The following is a 22,187-nucleotide window of genomic DNA, read 5'->3' as shown; positions in this document are numbered from 1 at the left end:
TATGCAGTTTGAGCCAACTGAACATCCGCATCGTCGTTTTAATCCGCTGAAGGGCGAGTGGATTCTGGTTTCTCCGCATCGTGCGAAGCGCCCCTGGCAGGGCCAGCAGGATGAACCGGATCGTTCCACGCCGCCGTCTTACGATCCGACCTGTTACCTGTGTGCGGGCAACAAACGTATTACTGGCGATATCAACCCGCACTATCAGGGCACCTTTGTTTTTACGAATGACTTTTCGGCACTGATGGAAGATACGCCGGATGCACCGTCGGGCGACGACGAGCTTTTCCGCGTTCAGCAAGCCCGTGGCGTCAGCCGCGTCATCTGTTTTTCTCCCGATCACAGTAAAAGCCTGCCGCAGCTTTCACTGCCAGCGCTGAAAGCGGTGATTGATACGTGGAGCGATCAAACCGAGGAGCTGGGCAAACGGTATCCGTGGGTTCAGGTTTTTGAGAATAAAGGAACGATGATGGGGTGCTCGAATCCCCATCCGCACGGGCAGGTTTGGGCTAATGACTTCCTGCCGAATGAGGTACAGCGTGAGGACGATCAGCAGCGAGCCTATTTCTTACGTCACGGTTCGCCGTTACTGCTGGACTACGTTCGCCGCGAACAGGCTGACGGTTCACGCATCGTGGTAGAAACGGATCATTGGCTAGCGGTTGTCCCTTATTGGGCGTCGTGGCCGTTTGAAACGCTGGTCCTGCCCAAGTTCGCCGTACAGCGGTTGCCACAGTTGAATGATGTTCAGCGTGAAGATCTGGCGCTGCTCCTGAAAAAGCTGACCAGCCGTTACGACAACCTGTTCCAGTGCTCATTCCCTTATTCGATGGGGTGGCATGGCGCGCCATTTAAAGGTGACGACATCGCTCACTGGCAACTGCATGCCCATTTTTATCCTCCGCTATTACGTTCCGCCAGCGTGCGCAAATTTATGGTCGGCTATGAAATGCTGGCTGAGGCACAGCGTGATCTGACGGCAGAGCAGGCCGCTGAACGTTTACGCAGCGTAAGTGATATCCATTTTCGTGAGCAAATTTGAGGTCATTTTATGAGCCGTATTGATTCTCTACGTCAGTTAACCGAGTCTGTTTTTGTCCGATTATTTGGCTATGCGCCGCATGCCGCTATCCAGGCGCCCGGTCGGGTCAACCTGATTGGTGAACACACCGACTATAATGATGGCTTTGTTTTGCCGTGTGCTATCGATTACCAGACGGTGGTCAGCGCGGCGGTGCGTCAGGATGGCATCGTGCGGGTCGTGTCGGTGGATTTTGACAACCAGCAGGATGAGTTCGACCTCGCCAAAGCGATCGTGCCTCACCCGGAATATACCTGGGCTAACTATATCCGCGGCACGGTGAAGTTTTTGCTGGCACGCGGCCTGCCGCTCAGCGGTATGGATATGGTGGTTTCCGGCAATGTGCCGTCTGGCGCAGGGCTGAGCTCATCGGCCTCGCTGGAAGTGGCGATCGGGCAGACGTTCAAAGAGCTGAATAATCTGGACATCAGCCAGCTGGATATCGCGTTAAACGGGCAGCAGGCAGAAAACGATTTTGTCGGCTGTAGCTGCGGCATTATGGATCAGTTTATTTCCGCTCAGGGGCGTGCGGGCCAGGCGATGTTGATCGACTGTCGCTCTCTGGAAGGACGCGCGGTGCGTATGCTCGATGGCGTTGACGTCCTGATCGTGAACTCCAACGTGCGTCGTGGGCTGGTGGACAGCGAATACAACACGCGCCGCCAGCAGTGTGAAGCGGCAGCGCGTCACTTTAACGTTAAGGCGCTGCGCGATGTTTCCCTGTCGCAGTTTGAAGCAGGAATCGAGGGACTGGATGCAGTCGCGGTTCGCCGTGCGCGGCACGTTATTACCGAGAACCGCCGTACGCTGGAAGCGGCCGATGCACTGGCGCGTCAGGATGCACACCGTTTGTTTACGCTGATGGCGGAATCGCATGTCTCCATGCGGGATGATTTTGAAATTACCGTGCCGCCGATCGATACGTTGGTTGCGCTGATTCAGGATTATGTTGGCGAGCGGGGCGGCGTGCGTATGACCGGCGGTGGTTTCGGCGGCTGCATTGTCGCCCTTATCCCTTCGGCGCTGACTGACGAAGTCAAACAGGTGATTGAACGTGAATATCCGGCGCGCACCGGGCTTCAGCCATCCATCTATTTGTGTCAGGCATCCGGCGGAGCGGGTCGCCTGAGCTAAGTTCTGGCTGGAAATAGCGAGCAAAAAGGGCTTTGATTAAAGCCCTTTTTATATGGCATGTGTTCTGCATTACCGAGGTTCACGGGAGCAGGAACAGCGTTGCCAGCCCAAGGAAGATAAAGAAACCGCCGGTATCGGTGATGGCGGTGATCATGACGCTGGAGCCGACGGCCGGATCGCGGCCGAGTTTCATCATGATTAGCGGGATAGCGACGCCCATTAGCGCAGCGAGCAGTAAATTCAGCAGAATAGCCAGCATCATTACGCCGCCCATAGCGGCGCTGCCGTAGAGCAGGAAAGTCACCACGCCCATAATTGTGCCCCATATCACCCCGTTAACCAGCGCGACGCCGAGCTCTTTGAGTAGCAGGTACGATTTTTTACCGTGTTCAAGTTGATGCAGCGCCAGCGCACGCACAATCATGGTGATCGTCTGGTTGCCGGTATTCCCGCCGATTCCGGCGACAATCGGCATGAGCGTTGCCAGCGCCACCAAATGAGATAATGTGTGCTCAAACAGGCCGATGACCCGCGAGGCGATGAGCGCCGTACAAAGATTAATAGCCAGCCATGCCCAGCGATTGCGGAACGATTTGTACACGGGGGCATAAACATCTTCAGAGGGCGTCAACCCCCCTGAACGCCGTAGATTACTGTCGCTTTCCCGGTTCACGACGTCGAGGATATCCTCAATCGTCAGGCGTCCCATGAGTTTCCCTTTGCTATCCACCACGGCGCTGGAGATTAAATCGTAACGTTCAAACGCCCCTGCGGCTTCTTCGACTTTATCTTCAGGTTGGAACCTTAGCGGCTGATCGTCCATGACGTCACTAACCTGTGTCTGAGGCGCGTGGAGCAGAATACTGGCCAGCGACAGTTCGCCGATCAGCGTATTTTTGCGATCGGTAACAAACAGTTTGTCGGTCGATTCGGGGATGGTTTTGCGATAGCGCAGATAGCGCTGTACGGCTGCGAGTGTGACATCGGCGCGCACGGTAATGAGCTTGAAATCCATCATATGGCCGAGGCAATCTTCATCATAATTGATGGCGGCGCGTAGCTGCGCACGCTGCTTCGGCTCAAGCGAGGTCAGTATTCTGCCCAACAGGTGACGAGGAACAAGACGAGAGAGCTGGGCCTGCTCATCAACATCCAATATCCGAACGGCTCTCAGGATTTCTTTATCCTGCATATCGCCGATCAGGTCGTCGGAAATGCTGTCGGAGGCCTCAATCAACACGCGACCGCGCTTCTCTATGGGAATCAGTCGCCAGAGTGCCAGACGTTCATCCTGCGGTAAAGACTCCAGTAAATCGGCAAGGTCAGCGGCATGTAGCCCGATGATAAGCTCGCTGATTTCTGCGGTTTGGTCGAGCAGAATGCTTTTTTCACGCAGCCCGATGTTGTTACTTAATACGGTGTTGTCGCTTAACGGTGCGCCATCGCGTTCCGCAGCGCGCGGCTGTCGGTTGATGATGTCTTCAACCAGTTCCTTGTTTTCCAACAGCAGAAGGGAGATGCGGCGCCGGAGGTCGGTAAGTTTTTTTACACTCGACATAATGTTTTATGCTCGATCTGTTTTTTATCCGTATTTTATTAAACGTAGCGCAAAATCAGTAGATTAAGAATAGGATTACTGGGAATCGCAGTCTGAAAAGTAGGGCGATGGTGTCCTGATCTGTTTTTTTATTGCGGATTTCATCTAATGAATTATTAAATCGTTTGCTATTTAGTTTTTAGCGATATATAGTCAGCCTCAGAAACGTAACCAACACCGATGGCAGAGACGATGAACGACAACGCTTACAAACTGGATGGACAGCTGTGCTTCGCACTGTATTCAGCCAATCTGGCGATGAATAAATTGTATCGTCGTTTGCTGTCTGAGCTGAACCTGACCTATCCCCAATATCTGGTGATGCTGGTGCTGTGGGAGCGTGATGGTTTGACGGTGTCTGAACTGGGTGAGCGCCTGTATCTGGATTCTGCCACGCTGACGCCGCTGCTCAAGCGGTTACAAAGTGCAGGTTTAGTGGTGCGTAATCGGGGAACAGAAGATGAGCGTCAGGTGCTGATCGGGTTAACCGAGGCAGGACGGGCGCTTCAGCAGCAGGCAAGAGCAATTCCTGAAAGCGTGTTTTGCGCGACGGAATGCCATCTCGAACAGTTGCAGACGATCAAAAAAGATTTGGAAACGCTGCGTAAAAGCCTGATCGAGCATCTTTAAAAGGGTTAGCGGTTGCCCGATGCGTCGCCAAATCAGTGAGATAGCGTCATGTCTTTAAGTATTAATTTTTAAGTGATTTATCTTGAATTAAATAAGTAGTGTGCGATTTAGTTTTTTGCTATGTAATTGAAGCCTGAACAGTATCTCACTGCCTTAGGCTATCCCTTAACGATCTGGAGTCACATTATGTCTATTGAAAAAGTATTATACGTTGCTCATGCTCAGGCCACCGGTGGTCGCGATGGTCGTGCGGTATCTTCCGATAACGCGGTTGATATTAAATTGACTACCCCGCGTGAGCTGGGTGGCGCTGGTGGTGAAGGTACGAACCCAGAGCAGCTGTTCGCCGCGGGCTATTCAGCCTGCTTCCTGGGCGCGATGAAGTTTGTTGGTGCGCGTGAGAAAATCGCCGTACCTGCTGATACCACGGTAAACGGCAGCGTCGGCATCGGCGCCATCCCAACCGGGTTTGGTATTGAAGTCGAACTGAAAATTTCCCTGCCGGGTCTGGATCGCGCGGTGGCTGAAGATCTGGTGCAGAAAGCCCATATCGTTTGCCCATACTCCAATGCAACGCGCGGCAACATCGACGTGACCCTGACTATTGTCTAAGTCCGGCTTGAAGTAAGTACATTATTGCAAGTACATTATTGATTGATGAGCACGATTAATTGATGAAAACGGTGGCTGCGAAGATTCGCACTGCCGTTTTTTTTATGACGGACATCCTCGTCCGTCACCCTTCGGGCCGTTGCTACGCAACGTTGAAAAACGTTCCCGACGTTTTTTTATGACGGATATTCTCGTCTGACGGATACGGGCGTAAATAGCGGGCACGAGAATACGAAGGCAGTATGCCTGATGAAGAAAAAGAGAATATAAGGAAAAGGAACCGGTTGGTTAGGCGCTATTCTTTCTGATTGACGAGTACGTTGGCAGGAAGCAGTAATTGTTCCGCACGCTGCTGCTGTTTGTCTTGATGATGACCAAACGCGGTGATGGTGGAGTAGGCAAAGCGGCCTAAAAGAATAATGAAACTGATGAGTAAAACGGCACGGGCGATCCGAGAGCCACTTCGTCGCGGGCGTATCGATAATCGTCGTTTGTGGGTAAGTGTGGACATTACCAGTGAATCCTCTGTGAAAGCGAACATTCGCTGTTGTTTATTTAGGCACAGGCTGTAGGAGAGGTCAATCTGCCGAAGTGAAAAAGATGATGGCTGATTCGGTTTTCGCACGTTCGGTACAAGGAAAGAGGGCAGGAGTAAACGCGAAGGGGTGGAAACACAAAGGGACTTAGAAGGCCACCAAAAACCCGCTCAAACAGAAACGGATAAGCGGGTTGTGTGGTGCAAGGGATTACGCCGTAGTATTGACGTTACGCCCAATCGCCGGATTTGCTGGCAGAGGTGGTAATGCCTGCAAAATGCCGGAAACGACGGCCTCTTGGCTGTCGAGCGCTTTTTTCATCACAAGCGCGCTGGCCTCACTGCTGGTACGCATGCTGCTGAGGTCGGTTGCGAGTGATGCAATCTGTGATACATCCATTTTACTCTCCTTAATACTGAGTTGGATTGATATCTGGAAAGGAAGCGCGCCTTTCCGCCGAGGTTGCATGATGTTGGCGAAAATTATCGCCAGACATCATTTTGGTATCGGCCCCATCTCTGTAAACTTTACGTTAACCAGACTTCATCAGCCAGCCCGGTTGTACGATTTTGCGTCATGGCACGGTTTGGCGTATGTGAGGATTACCCGACAACATTTCCAGCAATCAGGCTTTTTCTTCCTCAATCATCAGCTTCCAGCCGGTGACGTCCTGCCAATATTCCTGTTCCCGTTCCAAATCCAGCTGTACCAGCGTGTTGTTGGTAAAGAAGTCGTGTGGGAATGTCAGCGTCCAGTAATTGTCATCGGTATGCAGCCGTAACGATTCCGGCGTTGTCGTTGCCTGACGCTGGTTGTTCAACAGCGTAGCAAGGCGCAGAAGTTGTACCAGCGGTAAATACTGTTTCTTTTTGAACAGGTTTAGCCGCGGTAACTCTTCCAGCTTGATCGCCTTACGGTGCAGCCGCACGATCATCGACAGCACAAGCTGCTGTTCCTGATTGAAGCCGGGCAGGTTGGTATTTTGCAGGATGTAGGCGGAATGGCGGTGCATGCCGCTATGGTTAATGCCCAACCCGACCTCATGCAGCATGGAAGCCCAGTTTAAGATGGCCTCAAGCTGTGGGTGCACCAGATTAGGATTTTGCTCTGCCCATTGCGCATAAAGCTGCTGCGTGGTTTCCCGCACGCGTCGCGCCTGCTCGCGGTCAATATTGTAATGGGTCGCCAGACTTTGCGCGGTACGGATGCGAATATCCTGATGGCGGAAACGTCCTTCCATTTCGTACAGTACGCCTTCGCGCAGCGCGCCATCGGACAGACGTAACTCTTTGATCGCCAGCGCATCGAAAATACCACACAAAATAGCCAGACCGGGCACCAGCACCGATTGACGATCTTCGGACAGGCCCGGCAGACTCAGCGCTTTAAAGTGCTTAAACTGCAAGATCTGCGTGCGTAGCATTTCCAGCCGCTCGGGCGTAATCAGGCCGTCTTTCTCCCCCATCTCCACGAGAATTTCGTGTGTGGCTTTGATCGTTCCAGACGCGCCGAGGGCGAATTTCCACCCGTATATGCGGTATTCCCAGGACAGCGTCTCCAGCTTTTGCGCCGCAGCCAGCCGGGCGCGCTTGAAGTTGGCTTCGCTGATTTCACCGTTCGGGAAAAACTGCTGTGCGAAGCTGACGCACCCCATACGACGGCTTTCCACCAGCATCGGCTCGAAATCTTCACCGATAACCAGTTCTGTAGAACCGCCACCGATATCGATGACCAGCTTACGGCCTTTTTCCGGCTGCGTATGCTCCACGCCCATAAAGATCAGACGAGCTTCTTCGTGACCGGAAATGATCTCTATCGGATAGGGGATAATATCCGCTGCGCGGCGTAAAAATTCCTGCGCGTTGACCGCTTGACGTAGCGCGTGCGTTCCGACGATAGATACGTTCACGGCGGGGAAGCCTTGCAGGCGTTCAGCAAACAGCGCCAGACAGCTCAGGCCGCGTTGAATGGCCTCTTCGCTGAGCACATTTTTGTTGTCCAGCCCGTCGGCCAGATGTACCCGCTGTTTTAAACGCCCCAATACCTGAAGCGCACCGTTTACCACGCGTGCGATCACCATGTGAAAACTATTGGAACCCAGGTCGATGGCCGCGAATTCTTGCGGCTTCATCTCGGTTTTTTCATTGTTCGTTAACGGCATTATTCAGGCTTATCTCCAGGTTGCTCCAACGCCTTGATGTAGTCGTAAATGGCATTTTGCGCGCGTACTTTACGCTTGTTGCCGCGTGATACATAGCGGTTGCTCGATTCTTTATCAACGACACGGGCTTTCACCGTATCGCTGAACAGGATATCCAGCGTTTCCAGCACGCGGTTTTTCAACGTTGGGTCTAGAATTTCCACTGCGACTTCAATGCGATAATCAATGTTGCGTGTCATCCAGTCTGCGGAAGAAAGGTAGACTTTCTTGTCCCCGCCGTTGTTGAAGACATACACCCGATCGTGTTCCAGATAGCGGTCAAGAATACTGATGACCTGAATATTTTCACTGATCCCCGGCAAATTGGGGATCAGTGAGCACATGCCGCGCACCAGCAGATTAATTTTCACGCCCGCAGAGGAAGCCTGATACAGCTTTTCCGCCAGCCCTTTATCCACCAGATTATTTACCTTAAGCGTAATGCCTGCATCACGATTCGCCAGCGCATTCTCGATCTCGGTATCGATCAGTTGGTAGAGCTTATCGCGGGAGTTTTGCGGTGACACCAGCAAATGCTCGAAGCTGACCGGACGGTAAGGGTTTTCAATGAAGTTGAAGACGCGGCGCACTTCGTTGGTAATACGTTCGTCGGCGGTTAGCAGCGAGTAGTCCGTATATAGGCGGGCGGTTTTCTCGTTGAAGTTACCGGTACCGATGTGCGCGTAACGCACGATGTTTTCCCCTTCGCGGCGGGAAATCAGGAACAGCTTGGCGTGAATCTTCAATCCAGGCACCGAGAAAATCACGTGCACGCCGGCTTCCGTCAGGCGCTTGGCCCAATGGATGTTGGCTTCTTCGTCAAAGCGCGCCTGTAGCTCGACCACAACCGTCACTTTCTTACCGTTGTGCGCCGCATGGATCATTGAATTAATGATGCGCGAGTCTTTGGCGACGCGGTAAATATTGATTTTGATGGACAGTACATTGGGGTCGAAAGAGGCTTGTCGCAGCAGTTCCAATACGTGCTCGAAGGTGTGGTACGGGTAATAGAGCAGCACGTCGCGCTCACGGATCGCATCAAACCCATTGCGAAAATGGTTGAATCCGGTGTGCCGCAGACGTGGCAACGGTTTGTTGACCAGATTGGCGCGTCCGACGTTCGGGAAAGAGATAAAGTCTTTGAAATTATGGTAACGCCCGCCGGGGATGACGGAATCGTAGGAAGAGATCCCCAGTTTATCAAGCAGCATGGCGACCATCGCGTCCGGCATGTCGCGCTGATAAACGAATCTCACCGGCTCGGCGGTTAGGCGCTGCTTCAGGCTGGAAGACATCAGTTCCAGCAGGCTGGATTCCATTTCCGTAACCAGATCGTATTCCGCATCGCGCGTCATCTTCATGGAGTACGCGTTCAGCGCATCATAATCAAAGAAGCCCTTGAAGATATCATCCAGACAGTAGCGCAGAATGTTATCGATGAGGATCATAGTCTTACGACGGCGCGGCGCTTCTGCTGGCAGGTTGACGAAGCGCGGTATTTTATCCGAAGGAATTTCCAGCAGGGCGTAGTTAATCTCATCGCCACGAATAATCTCGACGGCAAGATAGGTATAACTATCCTTCAGGAACTCCACCAGGTCGGTTTCGTCAAAGATCAGTATTGGCGTGATGTGCGGGCGCAGATATTGCCGGAAGTAATCTCTCAGCCACTCCTGCTGATTAGGGGAAACCTGACGTTCATTGACCAGAAAAATCTGGTTACGCGCCATCTCCAGCAGCAGTTCGTTGTACAGGCTGTCAAAGATTTGATCGGTTTTGAGAACACGAGCCTGAATTTTTCCTAAAAGATGTCGTAGATTGCCGTCCAGACCTTGTTCTTCATTAATCAGAATGCGTCTTTTCAAATCGGCAAAACGGACTTTATAAAATTCATCAAGGTTGCTGGAGTAGATGCCCAGAAAGCGCATGCGTTCGATTAACGGATTGCTTTTATCTGCTGCTTCCTGAAGTACTCGCTCATTAAAGGATAACCAACTTAATTCTTTCTCTATGTAGAGTTTGTCCTGACCCATTGTCACTCCGCTCAACTCATGTACTGAAGGTTCATCCAATATTCATACCCTTCCTTTGTAAGGATAGGGTACAACAACATTATGGCGTGTTGATGACGATACCCGTCATATTTCGAGCCGTCTGTACGTTGGCTACCCTTAAATACTCGACCCGTCGTGGGTCTCGCCCTAAAGGGCCGCTGCAAGCAGCGTTCAAATCTGCTCCCAGCAGATTTGTCACCCCAGTCACTTACTAAAGTAAGCTCCTGAGGACTCCCTCGGTTGCCGCCTTCATACGACTGGAACTATTTAGGGTATAAAATCTAATTCATAGACAGACTTACCATTGTCATATTATGGGCGTAAAGGCAACATATGCTACCCGCAATACGTTAGCAACACGACTCTGGCGGCTTCACTCTAACGGCGAGAATAATGGTAAAAACAGGCAACACATCACAGTATCGGGATCGTCGACGAGCGTGGGTAGATCGTTTGGTTCACCGCATTGTTGCGGGCAGCGGGCTGCTGGTGCTGGCTATGCTGTTGTTAATCTTCTTTTATCTACTGTATGTGGTGACGCCACTGTTCCTTTCTCCCACGGTTAACGGCCAAAAAACGGTGCAGCGCCACGGTGCGGAGCCGTCGCTGGCGTTGGGGCTTAGCGACAACGGGCAGATTGGGTTTCGCATCGACAGTCAGGGCTATGGGGAGTTTATCCCGTTTGCGGAAAATCAGCCCATGTCGCGTATTCAACTGATTCCTGCGCTGAGTTTACTGGCGCAGAGTCAGGGCGAGCGACAGGTTTATGCCCTGAGCCAGCCTGACGGCCGCTTAGTTTTCGTGCAGCCCGTGTTATCGCGCACGGAAAACCGTTCTCCCTTCTGGGATTATCCGCTGGGTGAGCAGGCCTATTCGCTTGGGTTACCTGCGCAGCCGCTGCGTTATCTGGCAGTGGCGGCAGTGGATGAAACGCACGCTGTTGTTGCGGCTATCGGGCAAGAAAACGCGTTGATTATTGCCGATGTTGATGAAAACGGCGTGCGGCAACGGGCACAGATTACGCTTCCGGCTGGCGCGGTTAGCCAACTGCTGCTGACGCCAGACGGACAGCAGGTATATTTGCTCAGCGGCAACACATTAACGCTGTGGCAGGTGGAGGCGAACGCGCTGACGCTGCGGGAAGAGCGGCAATTGCAGTTGGCGGAACCGTTGCATCTGGCGCTGTTGTCCGGCGGGCGGTCGTTGCTGGTACAAACCGCCGACGGGCAGATTAGCCAATGGTTTGAGGTTCCGAGCGAAAAGGGCGCTACTCTGACGGAGATCCGCCAGTTTCCGCACGTTGCGGGAAAATCGGTGCTGTTGGCAACGGAGGCGCAGCGGCGAGTTTTTGCCACATTGAATGCACAGGGCGAACTGTCGCTGTTTGCCAGCAAGCAGTCACATGCGCTGCTGACGCAGACATTACCGGCTCATGCGCAGAGACTGGCGTTTTCGCCGCACGGATCTGCCATGCTGGTTGAAACGGCGCAGGGGTGGCACCGCTATCAGGTTGATAACCCATATCCCGATATCGGCTGGCGCGGGCTGTGGCAAAAATTGTGGTATGAGAATTACCCGGAGCCTGCCTATATCTGGCAATCCACGTCTGCGGATGACAGTTATCAGGCCAAATTCAGTATGATGCCGCTGATGCTGGGCACGATGAAAGCGGCGATTTACGCCATGCTGTTTGCCACGCCGCTGGCGCTGTCTGCGGCGATTTATACCGCCTGCTTTATGTCGCCGACGCTGCGACGCTGGATTAAACCCACGCTGGAAATCATGGGCGCGCTGCCGACGGTCGTCGTTGGCTTGATTGCGGCCATCTGGCTGGCTCCGCATTTTGCGACGTATCTGTCCGCTATTCTGGTTATGCCGATTTTATGGATACTGGCCGTGCTCGGCTGCGGCTGGCTGATTGAATGCCTGCCGACGCGCTGGCGTCTCCGTTTCCCTATCGGCTGGGACGTACTATTTCTCATCCCCACGATCCTGCTGACATTTGTCGTCGGCTGTTGGATTGCGCCACGCATGGAAATCTGGGTGTTAGGACAGCCGCTGTACCAGTGGCTGGGCGATGATTTTGTGCAACGTAATACGCTGGTGGCGGGCGTTGCTCTCGGCTTCGCACTGATTCCGCTGATTTTTTCGCTGGCGGAAGATGCCCTGTTCAGCGTGCCAGCTCGTTTAAGTCAGGGTTCGCTGGCGCTGGGCGCGACGGCGTGGCAAACCCTGTGGCGCGTCGTGCTGCCGTCCGCCAGCGCCGGGATTTTCGCCGCGCTGATGCTGAGCTTTGGCCGTGCCGTGGGGGAAACCATGATTGTGCTTATGGCGACGGGCAACACGCCGATTATGGATGAAGGCCTGCTTCAGGGATTACGTTCGCTGGCGGCGAATATTGCCATCGAAATGCCGGAAGCCGTGACGAATAGCGGTCACTATCGGGTGTTGTTTTTAACGGCATTAACGCTGTTTGTTTTCACATTCATCGTGAATACGCTCGCTGAAACTATCCGGCAGCGTTTGCGTCAACGCTACCGTGATGAAGGAGAAAACGCGTGAAGCGCTGGTTCCGTTCGGGAAGGCCCTGGGTGTGGCTGACCGCATCGTCCATTTCCATTAGCCTGCTGGCGATGCTGGCAATCATCGTACTGCTGGCGGGGCAGGGTATGCGCTATTTGTGGCCTCAGCCTGTCTGGCTGCTGACGCTACAGCCGGAGCAGGGTGTGCAGCGCGCGCTAATGGGGGAAATTTATGCCGAGCAGACGCTTTCACCTCAGCAGTTGGAACAGGCCGGTTTAACCTCTACGTCTGGTGACGCTGAAACACGTTATTTGATCAAAATTGGCCAGCGTGAAATTCATGGTCAGAGCTTTCGTTCGTTGCTGTCACGCGACATAGTGCGTTTTGATAAACCCGCCGACATTCTGGTGTTAAAGCGAACCAACAACGGCACTGCCTATGGCTACCTTGCTGGGATGCTGGAAGGGGAACAGCCGCTGGTGGCGACGGATCTCCCCGCGACCTTACAGCATCGCGTCGAGCAGGTGCAGGGGTTGCTCGCGAAGGCGCAAACAATCCGCATGGGGGAGATGGCGAAGATCAACCAGCAGTTTGAAGCGCTACGGCTGGAGGAGAAAAAGCGGCAGCAGGCCAGAACGCTGGATAATCAGGCGCTGGCCCGTCTTCAGGCTGAACGTATTGAACTGCAACGTCGCTTCGATGAGCTGTCGCGTCAGTTAACCGCACTCAATCTGGATATTAATCGTGATACCGTGCAGCTACGGGATGCGAACGGCAGCGTTCACCTTATCCCACTCAGGGACATTGAGCAGGCCTGGTACCCGAATGCGATGAACCTGTGGAAAAAAGTCAGCCACTGGGGCGCTCAGGCGAAATATATGCTGGCGCACTACTCACCGGACAGCAACAGCGCAGGCCACCTTTTCCCCGCCATTTTCGGCACCGTTTTGATGGTGGTGCTGATGTCTATTGTGGTGATGCCGCTGGGCGTGATCGCTGCGGTTTATCTGCATGAATATGCGGGGAAAAACAGCCTAACGCGCTGGGTGCGGATTGCCGTGGTCAATCTGGCTGGAGTGCCTTCCATTGTTTACGGCGTGTTTGGGTTAGGTTTTTTTGTTTATCTCATCGGTGGCACGCTGGATCAGCTGTTCTACGCTGAAGCGTTGCCGAATCCGACATTTGGTACGCCGGGGCTGCTGTGGGCATCACTGACGCTGGCATTGCTGACGCTGCCGGTGGTGATTGTGGCGACGGAGGAAGGGCTGTCACGTATCCCGATGTCGGTACGCCACGGCTCACTGGCGTTGGGGGCCACCAAGGCCGAAACGCTGTGGCACGTTGTGCTGCCGATGGCGGTTCCCGCGATGATGACCGGTTTAATCCTCGCGGTGGCGCGTGCCGCAGGGGAAACTGCGCCGCTGATGTTGGTCGGCGTAGTGAAGTCGGTGCCGGTCTTACCGGTTGATGACATTTTCCCTTATCTGCATCTTGAACGAAAATTTATGCATCTGGGATTCCAGATTTACGATTTGGCGTTCCAAAGCCCGGACGTGGAAGCCGCCAGACCGCTGGTATACATTACTGCACTGCTGCTGGTGTTGATTGTCGTCGGGTTGAACCTTGCGGCGATTGGAATCCGCCACGTTCTGCGTGAGAAATATCGTTCGTTATCACTTTGAAAGTAGGATGAAGTTATGGGATTTATGACACAAAAGGAGATGGCACCGCTACCTGATGTTCATCAACTGAGTGATGAACAGACGATGTTAACCGTGGAACATCTGAATCTGTACTATGGCGACAAGCAGGCGTTGAACGATATTTCGATTCGTATTCCGAAGAAGCAGGTCACGGCGCTGATTGGGCCGTCGGGCTGTGGTAAATCCACGCTGTTACGCTGTTTTAATCGCATGAACGATCTGGTGGACAACTGCCGTACCGAAGGCGATATCTGGCTGAACGGTATGCCCATCAACGATCCGCAGTTGGATGTTGCCGTGTTACGCCGTCGGGTCGGCATGGTTTTTCAACGCCCGAACCCGTTTCCCAAATCGATCTATGAAAACGTGATTTACGGCCTGAGGCTGCAGGGGCTGCGCGATCGCCGCTTTCTGGATGATGCCGTTGAACGGGCGCTGCGGGCCGCGGCGCTGTGGCATGAAGTAAAAGATCGGCTGAGCGACAACGCGCTGACGCTATCCAGCGGACAGCAGCAGCGCTTGGTGATCGCCCGGGCGATCGCCATTGAGCCGGAAGTGCTGCTGTTAGATGAGCCGACCTCCGCGCTCGATCCGATTTCGACGCTGATTGTTGAAGAGCTGATGGGAACGCTAAAGCAGCATTTCACGTTGGTGCTGGTAACGCACAACATGCAGCAGGCGGCCCGCGTGTCGGATTACACCGCGTTTATCAATCAGGGTAAGTTAATTGAGTACAACCGTACGGACGATCTGTTTACCTCGCCGACGCAGCGCCGCACAGAGGATTATATTACTGGGCGTTTTGGGTGAAATTTCATCAAACCACTGCATTTAAAGAGCTTAAAAAAATTATGGATACCGTTCATCAATTGTCCGTGCCATTTGAAAAATTGATGATAAAATGCGCGCAAATTTTTTGACTCTGGCAAGTGGCGGGTAAGATGAAATTTAGCACCATGAACGAAGGCGAAATTATTACCGAGCTGTGCCGGAGAATAAAAGACGCCAGAATCCAGCAGCGCTTATCGCAGGTCGATCTTGCCGAAAGAGCTGGGCTGGGGATTGCGACGATCAAACGTGCTGAAATGGGCGAATCCATTACGCTCAGCAGCCTGCTTTCCATCCTGCGTGGGTTGAATCGTCTGCACCAGATTGAAGGCGTGCTCTTCGACGCTGAAGTGGAATCTTTCCATGCACAGATCAGCGGTGAGAAAAAACAGACGCCGCTGCGTATCAGAAAGAAAGCCGCGGCCTTTCCCGCCAAGGCACTCGCGAAGCATGAAAATATCAAGAAGCCAGCGAACAGCACCGTGGACTGGTACATCGCGGCGGCCGAAAACAATATTGTCTGGTCATTGCCTGAAAGCGATAAAAAATAAAGGGCTAATGCAACTGCATTAACCCTTATGTATGAACCCCTACGTATGAACCCTGATTGCCGCGTTAAGCCGCTTGGTATTTAACGCGACAAGGCTGCTTTAGTATTCACTATTCGCATAAGACCACTTTAATCGCCAACCCCCCGCGAGAGGTTTCACGGTACTTGGCGTTCATGTCCTTGCCTGTTTCATACATGGTTTCAATCACCTTATCGAGCGATACGCGTGGTTCGCTGGCGCGGCGCATTGCCATTCTTGCGGCGTTGATGGCTTTCACGGAGGCAATGGCGTTACGTTCGATGCACGGCACCTGAACCTGGCCCGCAACCGGATCGCACGTCAGCCCCAGATTGTGCTCCATGCCGATTTCTGCCGCGATGCACACCTGCTCCGGGTTGGCGCCGAGGAGTTCTGCCAGACCGGCCGCGGCCATCGAACAGGCCACGCCAACTTCGCCCTGACAGCCCACTTCCGCTCCGGAAATAGAGGCGTTCATTTTGTAGAGCATCCCGATAGCACCGGATGCCAGGAAATAGCGCAGGTAAGATTCCGGGGTTACCGGTTGCACGTAGCGATCGTAATAGGCCAGCACGGCGGGAATAATGCCGCACGCGCCGTTCGTTGGTGCAGTGACCACACGTCCGCCTGCCGCATTCTCTTCCGACACGGCCATTGCGAACATGTTAACCCAGTCCATCGCATCCATCGGGTCGTTAGAAAAACGGTCATTGATGAACAGCAGGCGGTGCAGCGCCGATGCCCGACGGGGAACGCGTAACGGGCCGGGCAACACGCCTTCCGTATTCATGCCGCGATGCATACAGTCTTGCATCGTTTTCCACACGTCGGCAAAGTAGTGCTCAAGCGCTTCCCGACCATGCATCGCAATCTCGTTTTTCAGGACGATAGCGGATAACGACAGGCAGTGATCGTTGCAATGTTGCAGTAGCTTCTGGGCAGAAAAGAACGGGTAAGGCGCGTTTTCCTCTGCCAGATTGGGTTTGCCGAAGTTTTCCTGATCGACAACGAATCCGCCCCCGATGGAGTAATACGTTTTGCTATAAACCTGCTCTTGTCCGCTGTAGGCGCGAATGGTCATGCCGTTTTCATGCAGCGGCAGGTTCTCCGGTTGGAAACGCAGAGACGTTTCCAGCGGGAAGCTGACCTCATATTGACCGTTGAGTATCGGTAACCGCTGAGTGTCTTTTACCTGTTGAATAAACGCCGGAATACTATCGATGTTTACGCTATCTGGCAGGTTACCCGCTAGCCCCATAATGATGGCGATATCGGTATGGTGCCCCTTCCCCGTTAGTGAGAGTGAGCCGTAAATATCAACGACAATGGATGTCACCGATGAGATAAGCGTGCGGTTCACCAGATCGTCGGTAAACATTTTGCCCGCTTTCATTGGGCCGACGGTATGAGAACTGGACGGACCGATGCCGATTTTGAAGATATCAAATACGCTGACCATAGCGATTTCCTTGAAAAAAAACGCCGCATACCCGTCATACTTCAAGCCGCATGTGCGTTGGCTTCCCTCACTCACCCCAGTCACTTACTTATGTAAGCTCCTGGGGATTCGTGTGGTTGCCGCCTTCCTACAACTCGAATTATTTAGGGTATGGCTAGAAAATAACGTGCCGGCGTTAAATTAGAGTGGGGGGCTTACAGCAGATCGCGCAGGCTGTAAACGATGGCGGAAATAGCGATCAGTCCCATCAGGGTGACGAAGACGTTACTGATGTGGCCGCTGTATTTCTTCATTGCCGGGACTTTCTGAATAGCGTACATCGGCATCAGGAACAGCAGACATGCGATAATCGGGCCGCCCAGCGTTTCGATCATGCCCAGAATGCTTGGGTTCAGCGTCGCGACAATCCAGGTCGTGATCAGCATGAACAGTGCAGTGAAGCGGTTCAATTTGGTGTGGGAAATGGTTTTTCCTCTGCTGCGCAGGGATTTCACGATCATGCCGTTAAAACCTTCGCCCGCACCCAGATAGTGGCCCAGGAACGATTTAGAGATCGCGATGGTGGCAATAACCGGAGCCATATAGCCAATGACCGGGTTGTTAAAGTGGTTCGCCAGATAGGACAGAATAGAAATGTTCTGTGTTTTCGCCTCCATCAACTCAACTGGAGAAAGGCTCAGTACGCAGCTGAAGACGAAGAACATAACGGTCAGGACCATCATGATGTGGCTGTAAGACAGAATGCGTGAGCATTTTTTCTCTGCGTCATCGCCATACTCTTTACGTTTGGCAACGGCAAAGGAGGAGATGATCGGCGAGTGGTTAAAGGAGAAAACCATCACCGGAATAGCCAGCCATAATGTCGCCAACAGACCATTGCCCGTGACGCTGGAACTCAGAGAAATGTTTTCAAAAACAGAGGTATTCCAGTTCGGAATTAAATAAAGCGCCAGCAACATCAGCACGGCAACAAAAGGATAAACCAGAATGCTCATTGCCTTAACGATCATTGCTTCACCGAAGCGAACAATAAACATTAGCCCGAGAATCAATATTAATGACAGTAGGGCGCGCGGAGGAGAAGGTAAATGCAATTGGTGAGTAATAAAGCTATCTACCGTATTGGTGATGGCGACGCTATAAACTAACAGGATCGGATAAATAGCGAAAAAATAAAGCAAAGTGATTAATTTACCCGCACCAACGCCGAAATGTTCTTCAACAACTTCGGTAATATCTTCGCCACCTTTTTTGCCGGATAATACAAAACGGCATAAAGCACGGTGAGAATAATATGTCATCGGGAAAGCAATCAGCGCCATGATAATTAAAGGAATTAAACCACCAATACCCGCGTTGATAGGTAAGAATAACACGCCAGCGCCGATGGCTGTGCCGTAGAGGCCCAGCATCCAGACGGTATCGCTTTTACGCCATCCTGAAGTCTGTTCTAACACCTGGCTGCTATCTTGAATTGTGCTCATATACTGATTTCTCCTCGGTGAACACATTAATACCCCGTTGTAAGGGGATTACCACATGATGTGGGGTATAAAAATTACAGTATCGGCAAGTTGCCGTTACAGAGTTTAAAAAACGAACGAGACATGTTGCTAATTATGTCAGTAGGTCAATACTGTTTTGTGGCGGCATTCTATATCGTGGTGGTCAGCGAATAATATTGAGGCGATCACAGAAATGAATTGACGGGAAATATTTTAATAAATTTTCGCGCAAATTAAAATATCAATCTTGATACTTTATTTTAAATATTTTTAACGGCTCGTTATTGATACTTTATTTAATTGCCGAGTGATAAAAAATGAACAGTAAATAAAATAAAGGGCAGTTGAAATAATAAACGCAATTTTACTGATGTCACGCGGAATGATGGTTTTTCTCTTTTTGACGCTGTGGTATCGCGAGCGTGCTTCCTGCGAACCTATCGAATCGCGTTGTTATTAATAGACGGTTATTAATAGACGGTTATCCGACAGGCGGTAACCTGCCGGATAATGAGCGCTGACCTGTCAGGCGGTGAGTTTCTCTTCTGCCCACGCCAGACCGCTGTGGTACTCCTCGGGTAAGAAAGGTGCCAGCGATTGCAGCGTGTGTTGCAGCTGTGCAGCATCCGATGACGATAAATTGAGGTGTCCAACTTTGCGACCGGGGCGAACCTCTTTCTCGTACCAGTGCAGATGTACCAGCGGCAGCGTCAGCCAGTCGATATTCACGTCGGTGCCAATCAGGTTGACCATCACCGAAGGCGTTTCGACGACCGGTACCGGCAGCGGCAGGTCGAGAATAGCGCGCAGGTGCAGTTCAAACTGGCTGATCGATGCGCCATTTTGCGTCCAGTGTCCGCTGTTGTGTACGCGTGGAGCCAGTTCGTTAATGAGCAGGTGGTCGCCGACGATAAAGCATTCCATCGCCATCACGCCCACATAGCCCAGCGCATTCATAATCGCGGACAACATCTGCTCTGCCTGCTGTTGCAGTTGCGGGTCAGGCTGAGGGAAGGCTACGCTCGTGCGCAGAATGCCATCCTGATGCAGGTTGTGGGTGAGCGGGTAGAACACGCATTTGCCGTGTGTGTTGCGAGCGCCAACCAGCGAGACTTCGCCGGAAAAATTAATGCCTTGTTCAACGATGCATTCACCGTAGCAGTCAGCGGGCAGCGTCTGCTGTTCGCCGTCGCGCAAGCGCCACTGTCCGCGACCGTCGTAACCGCCGACGCGGCGTTTAACGATAGCCAATTCACCTAATGAGGCGAAGACGTGTGGCCATTCATCGGCGCTGGCCAGCAATTGCCAGGGCGCAGTCGCCAGATTCAGCGAGTCCAACAGCTGCTTTTGCGTCAGGCGATCGGCCAGACGGGGGAAAATATCGCGGTTCGCAAACGCCGTGTGCTCGGCCAATTCACGAGTGAGGGCGGTTTCCGGCCAGCGTTCGATCTCGGCGGTAATCACGCTGTTATGAAACGGCACCGATTCCGGTTCAGCATCCAGCCCCACAGGATAAACGGCGATCCCTAATGGTTCGCCAGCCTGACGCAGCATTCTGCCCAACTGACCATTGCCTAGTACGCAGACCGGTTTCATGCCTCCTCCCGCGGATCGGGATGAGAGAGCACATCATCGGTTTGCGCCTGACGCCAGTCGGCCAGTCGAGTGGCGATGCCACGATCGTGCAGCGCGAGAATCTGTGCGGCCAGCAGGGCCGCATTTGCTGCACCCGCTTTGCCAATGGCCAACGTGCCGACCGGAATACCACGAGGCATTTGGACGATAGAATACAGGCTGTCTACACCGCTCAACGTTGAGCTTTGTACCGGCACGCCAAGCACGGGAACCAGCGTTTTCGCTGCCAGCATACCCGGCAGGTGTGCTGCGCCGCCTGCGCCCGCGATAATCACATCAAAACCGTTCTGTGCCGCTTGCTCAGCAAAGCTGAACAGCTTATCCGGCGTCCGGTGTGCGGAAACGACTTCGGTATGAAAAGGAATGTTCAGCGTGGTGAGGATTTCCGCAGCAAACTGCATGGTGGCCCAGTCACTCTTTGAACCCATGACGATGGCAATTTTAGCCGGGGCAACGTTGGATGACATGCCTGTAACGCTCCTGTGATTGTACGTGTTCGTGACGCGTTCGCGTCGGCCAGACAGGGAGGGTCTGGCGTTGAGGGCGTAGAGCATATCACGCCATTATGGCGAGGAAAACGGTTGCGTATGCGGAAATGCTGGGGGAATGAGGTGAGAGGCCGTTAAGTCAATGGCTGGAAACGCATTAAAATGGGAAGGAAATCAGTTCGATATTTTGTGGCGTGACCTTAATCATCGACCCTTCTTCATGCCAGGCACCCAGAACAGCGCGACGGCCATAAGATTCGCCGAGATCGACCTGATGAATGGCGGGGCGGTGTGTGTGGCCATGGATCATCGTCTTCACCTGATAATGCCGTAGGCGTTCAAGCACGGCATCGTGATTGACATCCATAATCTGCTGCGACTTTTTCTGGTTTTCCTGTTGGCTGGTCGCACGCATCTTCGCCGCGATTTTCATGCGTGATGACAAGGGCAATAGCAGGAAGAGTCGCTGAATGAAGGGGTTGTGTACCCGGCGACGGAATTGTTGGTAGTGATGATCGTCGGTACACAGCGTATCGCCATGCAGAATAAGGATCTTCTGGCCGTAGAGATCGAGCACCGTTTCCGTTGGCAGCAGCGTCATCCCACTTTGTTTTGCGAAACGCTTACCGATCAGGAAATCACGGTTACCGTGTACGAAATAGCAGGGGATACCGCGCTGATGTAAAGCATAGAGTTCAGCGGCAATGGTCGCATGCAGCGGTTGGGGATCGTCGTCACCAATCCAGGCATCGAACAGATCGCCAAGAATGTACAGCGCATCGACATGAATCGCATCATGGCGTAAAAAACGCAGAAAACCGGCGGTAATCGCCGGTTCATGAAGACTTAAATGCAGATCGGCAATGAACAGCGTTGCCATGCAGGTCGGATTATTCGCTGACCGTTACGTGGGTAATTACCACGTCTTCTTTCGGTACGTCCTGGTGCATGCCGCTGCGGCCGGTAGCCACGCCTTTGATTTTATCAACGACGTCCATACCTTCGGTGACTTCAGCGAAAACGCAGTAGCCCCAGCCATCAGCGCGCTCTGAACGGAAGTTCAGGAAATCGTTATCAACAACGTTGATAAAGAACTGGGCAGTGGCAGAGTGCGGATCGTTAGTACGAGCCATTGCCAACGTGCCACGCGCGTTTTTCAGGCCGTTATTGGCTTCATTTTTGATTGTCGCGTTGGTTTCTTTTTGATCCATACCGGGAGCGAAGCCGCCGCCCTGAATCATGAAACCATTAATCACACGGTGGAAAATCGTGTTGTCATAAAAACCGCTGCGGCAGTAGTTCAGGAAGTTTTCTACGGTAACCGGCGCCTTGTCTGCAAACGTATTAATAACGATATCGCCGTGGTTGGTATGAAGCGTAATCATAATAATGAACCCTAGATAGCCTTAGTGATTAAGAGTGCTGCTCACAAAAGGCGGTGAACAGCAAGAGCGCTGTTATAGCATAACTGGTCGATTGAGTCAGTACTTCGCGCTTACCGCACCGTTGTTGGTCGTTGGATGGATGAGAAAATCGTATAAAAAGGTTTACTACTCTGATTTTGGTAGGCGTCAAATAGTATGTGCGCTGAAGAATATTGCGCAATAAGGCGTTAATCAGGCAATAGGGACTT

Annotated in this window: 19 protein-coding genes; 8 read left to right on the top strand and 11 right to left on the bottom strand. The window is 52.7% G+C overall.

The genetic code is table 11. The features are described from left to right. Window position 1: 1 nt before the first annotated feature. Together galT and galK are read left to right on the top strand one after the other, a co-directional pair. Window positions 2-1,042, top strand: a complete 1,041-nt coding sequence (galT, locus tag R9X49_RS11495) for a galactose-1-phosphate uridylyltransferase (protein ID WP_319848469.1) — start codon at window positions 2-4, stop codon at window positions 1,040-1,042. 9 nt (window positions 1,043-1,051) lie between these two features. Then, the gene (gene galK / locus R9X49_RS11490) at window positions 1,052-2,215 is read left to right on the top strand and encodes a galactokinase (protein ID WP_319848468.1); all 1,164 of its coding nucleotides are present in this window, start codon (window positions 1,052-1,054) and stop codon (window positions 2,213-2,215) included. Between the two features lie 79 nt (window positions 2,216-2,294). Here galK and mgtE read toward each other — a convergent pair whose 3' ends face one another. Continuing rightward, complete coding sequence (mgtE, locus tag R9X49_RS11485; RefSeq protein ID WP_319848467.1) at window positions 2,295-3,773, bottom strand: magnesium transporter; 1,479 nt, start codon at window positions 3,771-3,773, stop codon at window positions 2,295-2,297. 219 nt (window positions 3,774-3,992) lie between these two features. On the opposite strand from mgtE, the gene R9X49_RS11480 reads away from it, so the two are divergent. Together R9X49_RS11480 and R9X49_RS11475 are read left to right on the top strand one after the other, a co-directional pair. Then, window positions 3,993-4,442, top strand: coding sequence for a MarR family transcriptional regulator (locus R9X49_RS11480; protein ID WP_319848466.1), 450 nt, complete (start codon window positions 3,993-3,995; stop codon window positions 4,440-4,442). A gap of 186 nt (window positions 4,443-4,628) precedes the next feature. After that, a complete protein-coding gene (locus R9X49_RS11475) occupies window positions 4,629-5,054 on the top strand; it encodes an organic hydroperoxide resistance protein (RefSeq protein ID WP_137740329.1) in 426 nt (141 codons plus the stop codon). A gap of 295 nt (window positions 5,055-5,349) precedes the next feature. On the opposite strand, the gene R9X49_RS11470 is transcribed toward R9X49_RS11475, so the two are convergent. From R9X49_RS11470 to ppk1, 4 genes are all read right to left on the bottom strand, one after another. Continuing rightward, the gene (locus R9X49_RS11470; RefSeq protein WP_010300967.1) at window positions 5,350-5,565 is read right to left on the bottom strand and encodes a YfgG family protein; all 216 of its coding nucleotides are present in this window, start codon (window positions 5,563-5,565) and stop codon (window positions 5,350-5,352) included. Between the two features lie 235 nt (window positions 5,566-5,800). Then, window positions 5,801-5,989, bottom strand: a complete 189-nt coding sequence (locus tag R9X49_RS11465; protein ID WP_319848465.1) for a YjfB family protein — start codon at window positions 5,987-5,989, stop codon at window positions 5,801-5,803. 226 nt (window positions 5,990-6,215) lie between these two features. After that, complete coding sequence (gene ppx / locus R9X49_RS11460; RefSeq protein WP_319848464.1) at window positions 6,216-7,751, bottom strand: exopolyphosphatase; 1,536 nt, start codon at window positions 7,749-7,751, stop codon at window positions 6,216-6,218. Next, window positions 7,751-9,823, bottom strand: a complete 2,073-nt coding sequence (ppk1, locus tag R9X49_RS11455; RefSeq protein WP_319848463.1) for a polyphosphate kinase 1 — start codon at window positions 9,821-9,823, stop codon at window positions 7,751-7,753. The genes ppx and ppk1 overlap by 1 nt, the downstream gene beginning before the upstream one ends. Before the next feature lie 414 nt (window positions 9,824-10,237). Here ppk1 and R9X49_RS11450 point away from each other — a divergent pair, with 414 nt between their 5' ends. The 4 genes from R9X49_RS11450 (at window position 10,238) to R9X49_RS11435 (ending at window position 15,449) form a co-directional block, all read left to right on the top strand. Further along, on the top strand, window positions 10,238-12,406 hold the full coding sequence (locus tag R9X49_RS11450; RefSeq protein ID WP_319848462.1) for an ABC transporter permease subunit: 2,169 nt from the start codon (window positions 10,238-10,240) through the stop codon (window positions 12,404-12,406). Continuing rightward, window positions 12,403-14,049, top strand: a complete 1,647-nt coding sequence (gene pstA, locus R9X49_RS11445; protein WP_319848461.1) for a phosphate ABC transporter permease PstA — start codon at window positions 12,403-12,405, stop codon at window positions 14,047-14,049. The genes R9X49_RS11450 and pstA overlap by 4 nt, the downstream gene beginning before the upstream one ends. A 15-nt stretch (window positions 14,050-14,064) precedes the next feature. After that, window positions 14,065-14,880: a phosphate ABC transporter ATP-binding protein PstB gene (gene pstB / locus R9X49_RS11440; RefSeq protein WP_319848460.1), complete on the top strand. Its 816-nt coding sequence runs from the start codon at window positions 14,065-14,067 to the stop codon at window positions 14,878-14,880. A 131-nt stretch (window positions 14,881-15,011) separates the two neighbouring features. Beyond that, window positions 15,012-15,449, top strand: coding sequence for a helix-turn-helix transcriptional regulator (locus R9X49_RS11435; protein WP_319848459.1), 438 nt, complete (start codon window positions 15,012-15,014; stop codon window positions 15,447-15,449). A 109-nt stretch (window positions 15,450-15,558) separates the two neighbouring features. Here the strand turns inward: R9X49_RS11435 and R9X49_RS11430 are convergent, their stop codons facing one another. The 6 genes from R9X49_RS11430 to ppiB form a co-directional block, all read right to left on the bottom strand. After that, window positions 15,559-16,926 (bottom strand): L-serine ammonia-lyase, encoded by a 1,368-nt coding sequence (locus tag R9X49_RS11430; protein ID WP_319848458.1) that lies wholly within the window; start codon window positions 16,924-16,926, stop codon window positions 15,559-15,561. Window positions 16,927-17,120: 194 nt separating this feature from the next. Next, window positions 17,121-18,410 (bottom strand): HAAAP family serine/threonine permease, encoded by a 1,290-nt coding sequence (locus R9X49_RS11425; RefSeq protein WP_319848457.1) that lies wholly within the window; start codon window positions 18,408-18,410, stop codon window positions 17,121-17,123. Between the two features lie 546 nt (window positions 18,411-18,956). Continuing rightward, on the bottom strand, window positions 18,957-20,027 hold the full coding sequence (gene purK / locus R9X49_RS11420) for a 5-(carboxyamino)imidazole ribonucleotide synthase (protein WP_319848456.1): 1,071 nt from the start codon (window positions 20,025-20,027) through the stop codon (window positions 18,957-18,959). Beyond that, window positions 20,024-20,533, bottom strand: a complete 510-nt coding sequence (purE, locus tag R9X49_RS11415) for a 5-(carboxyamino)imidazole ribonucleotide mutase (protein WP_180741834.1) — start codon at window positions 20,531-20,533, stop codon at window positions 20,024-20,026. The genes purK and purE overlap by 4 nt, the downstream gene beginning before the upstream one ends. Window positions 20,534-20,711: 178 nt before the next feature. Continuing rightward, window positions 20,712-21,434, bottom strand: coding sequence for a UDP-2,3-diacylglucosamine diphosphatase (lpxH, locus tag R9X49_RS11410; RefSeq protein WP_319848455.1), 723 nt, complete (start codon window positions 21,432-21,434; stop codon window positions 20,712-20,714). A 10-nt stretch (window positions 21,435-21,444) separates the two neighbouring features. Continuing rightward, window positions 21,445-21,939: a peptidylprolyl isomerase B gene (gene ppiB, locus R9X49_RS11405; RefSeq protein ID WP_180741836.1), complete on the bottom strand. Its 495-nt coding sequence runs from the start codon at window positions 21,937-21,939 to the stop codon at window positions 21,445-21,447. Window positions 21,940-22,187 lie beyond the last annotated feature (248 nt).

Source organism: Pectobacterium carotovorum (assembly GCF_033898505.1).
GTDB classification, from domain to species: domain Bacteria; phylum Pseudomonadota; class Gammaproteobacteria; order Enterobacterales; family Enterobacteriaceae; genus Pectobacterium; species Pectobacterium carotovorum_J.
This window is presented reverse-complemented; position numbering and strand designations above follow the sequence as displayed.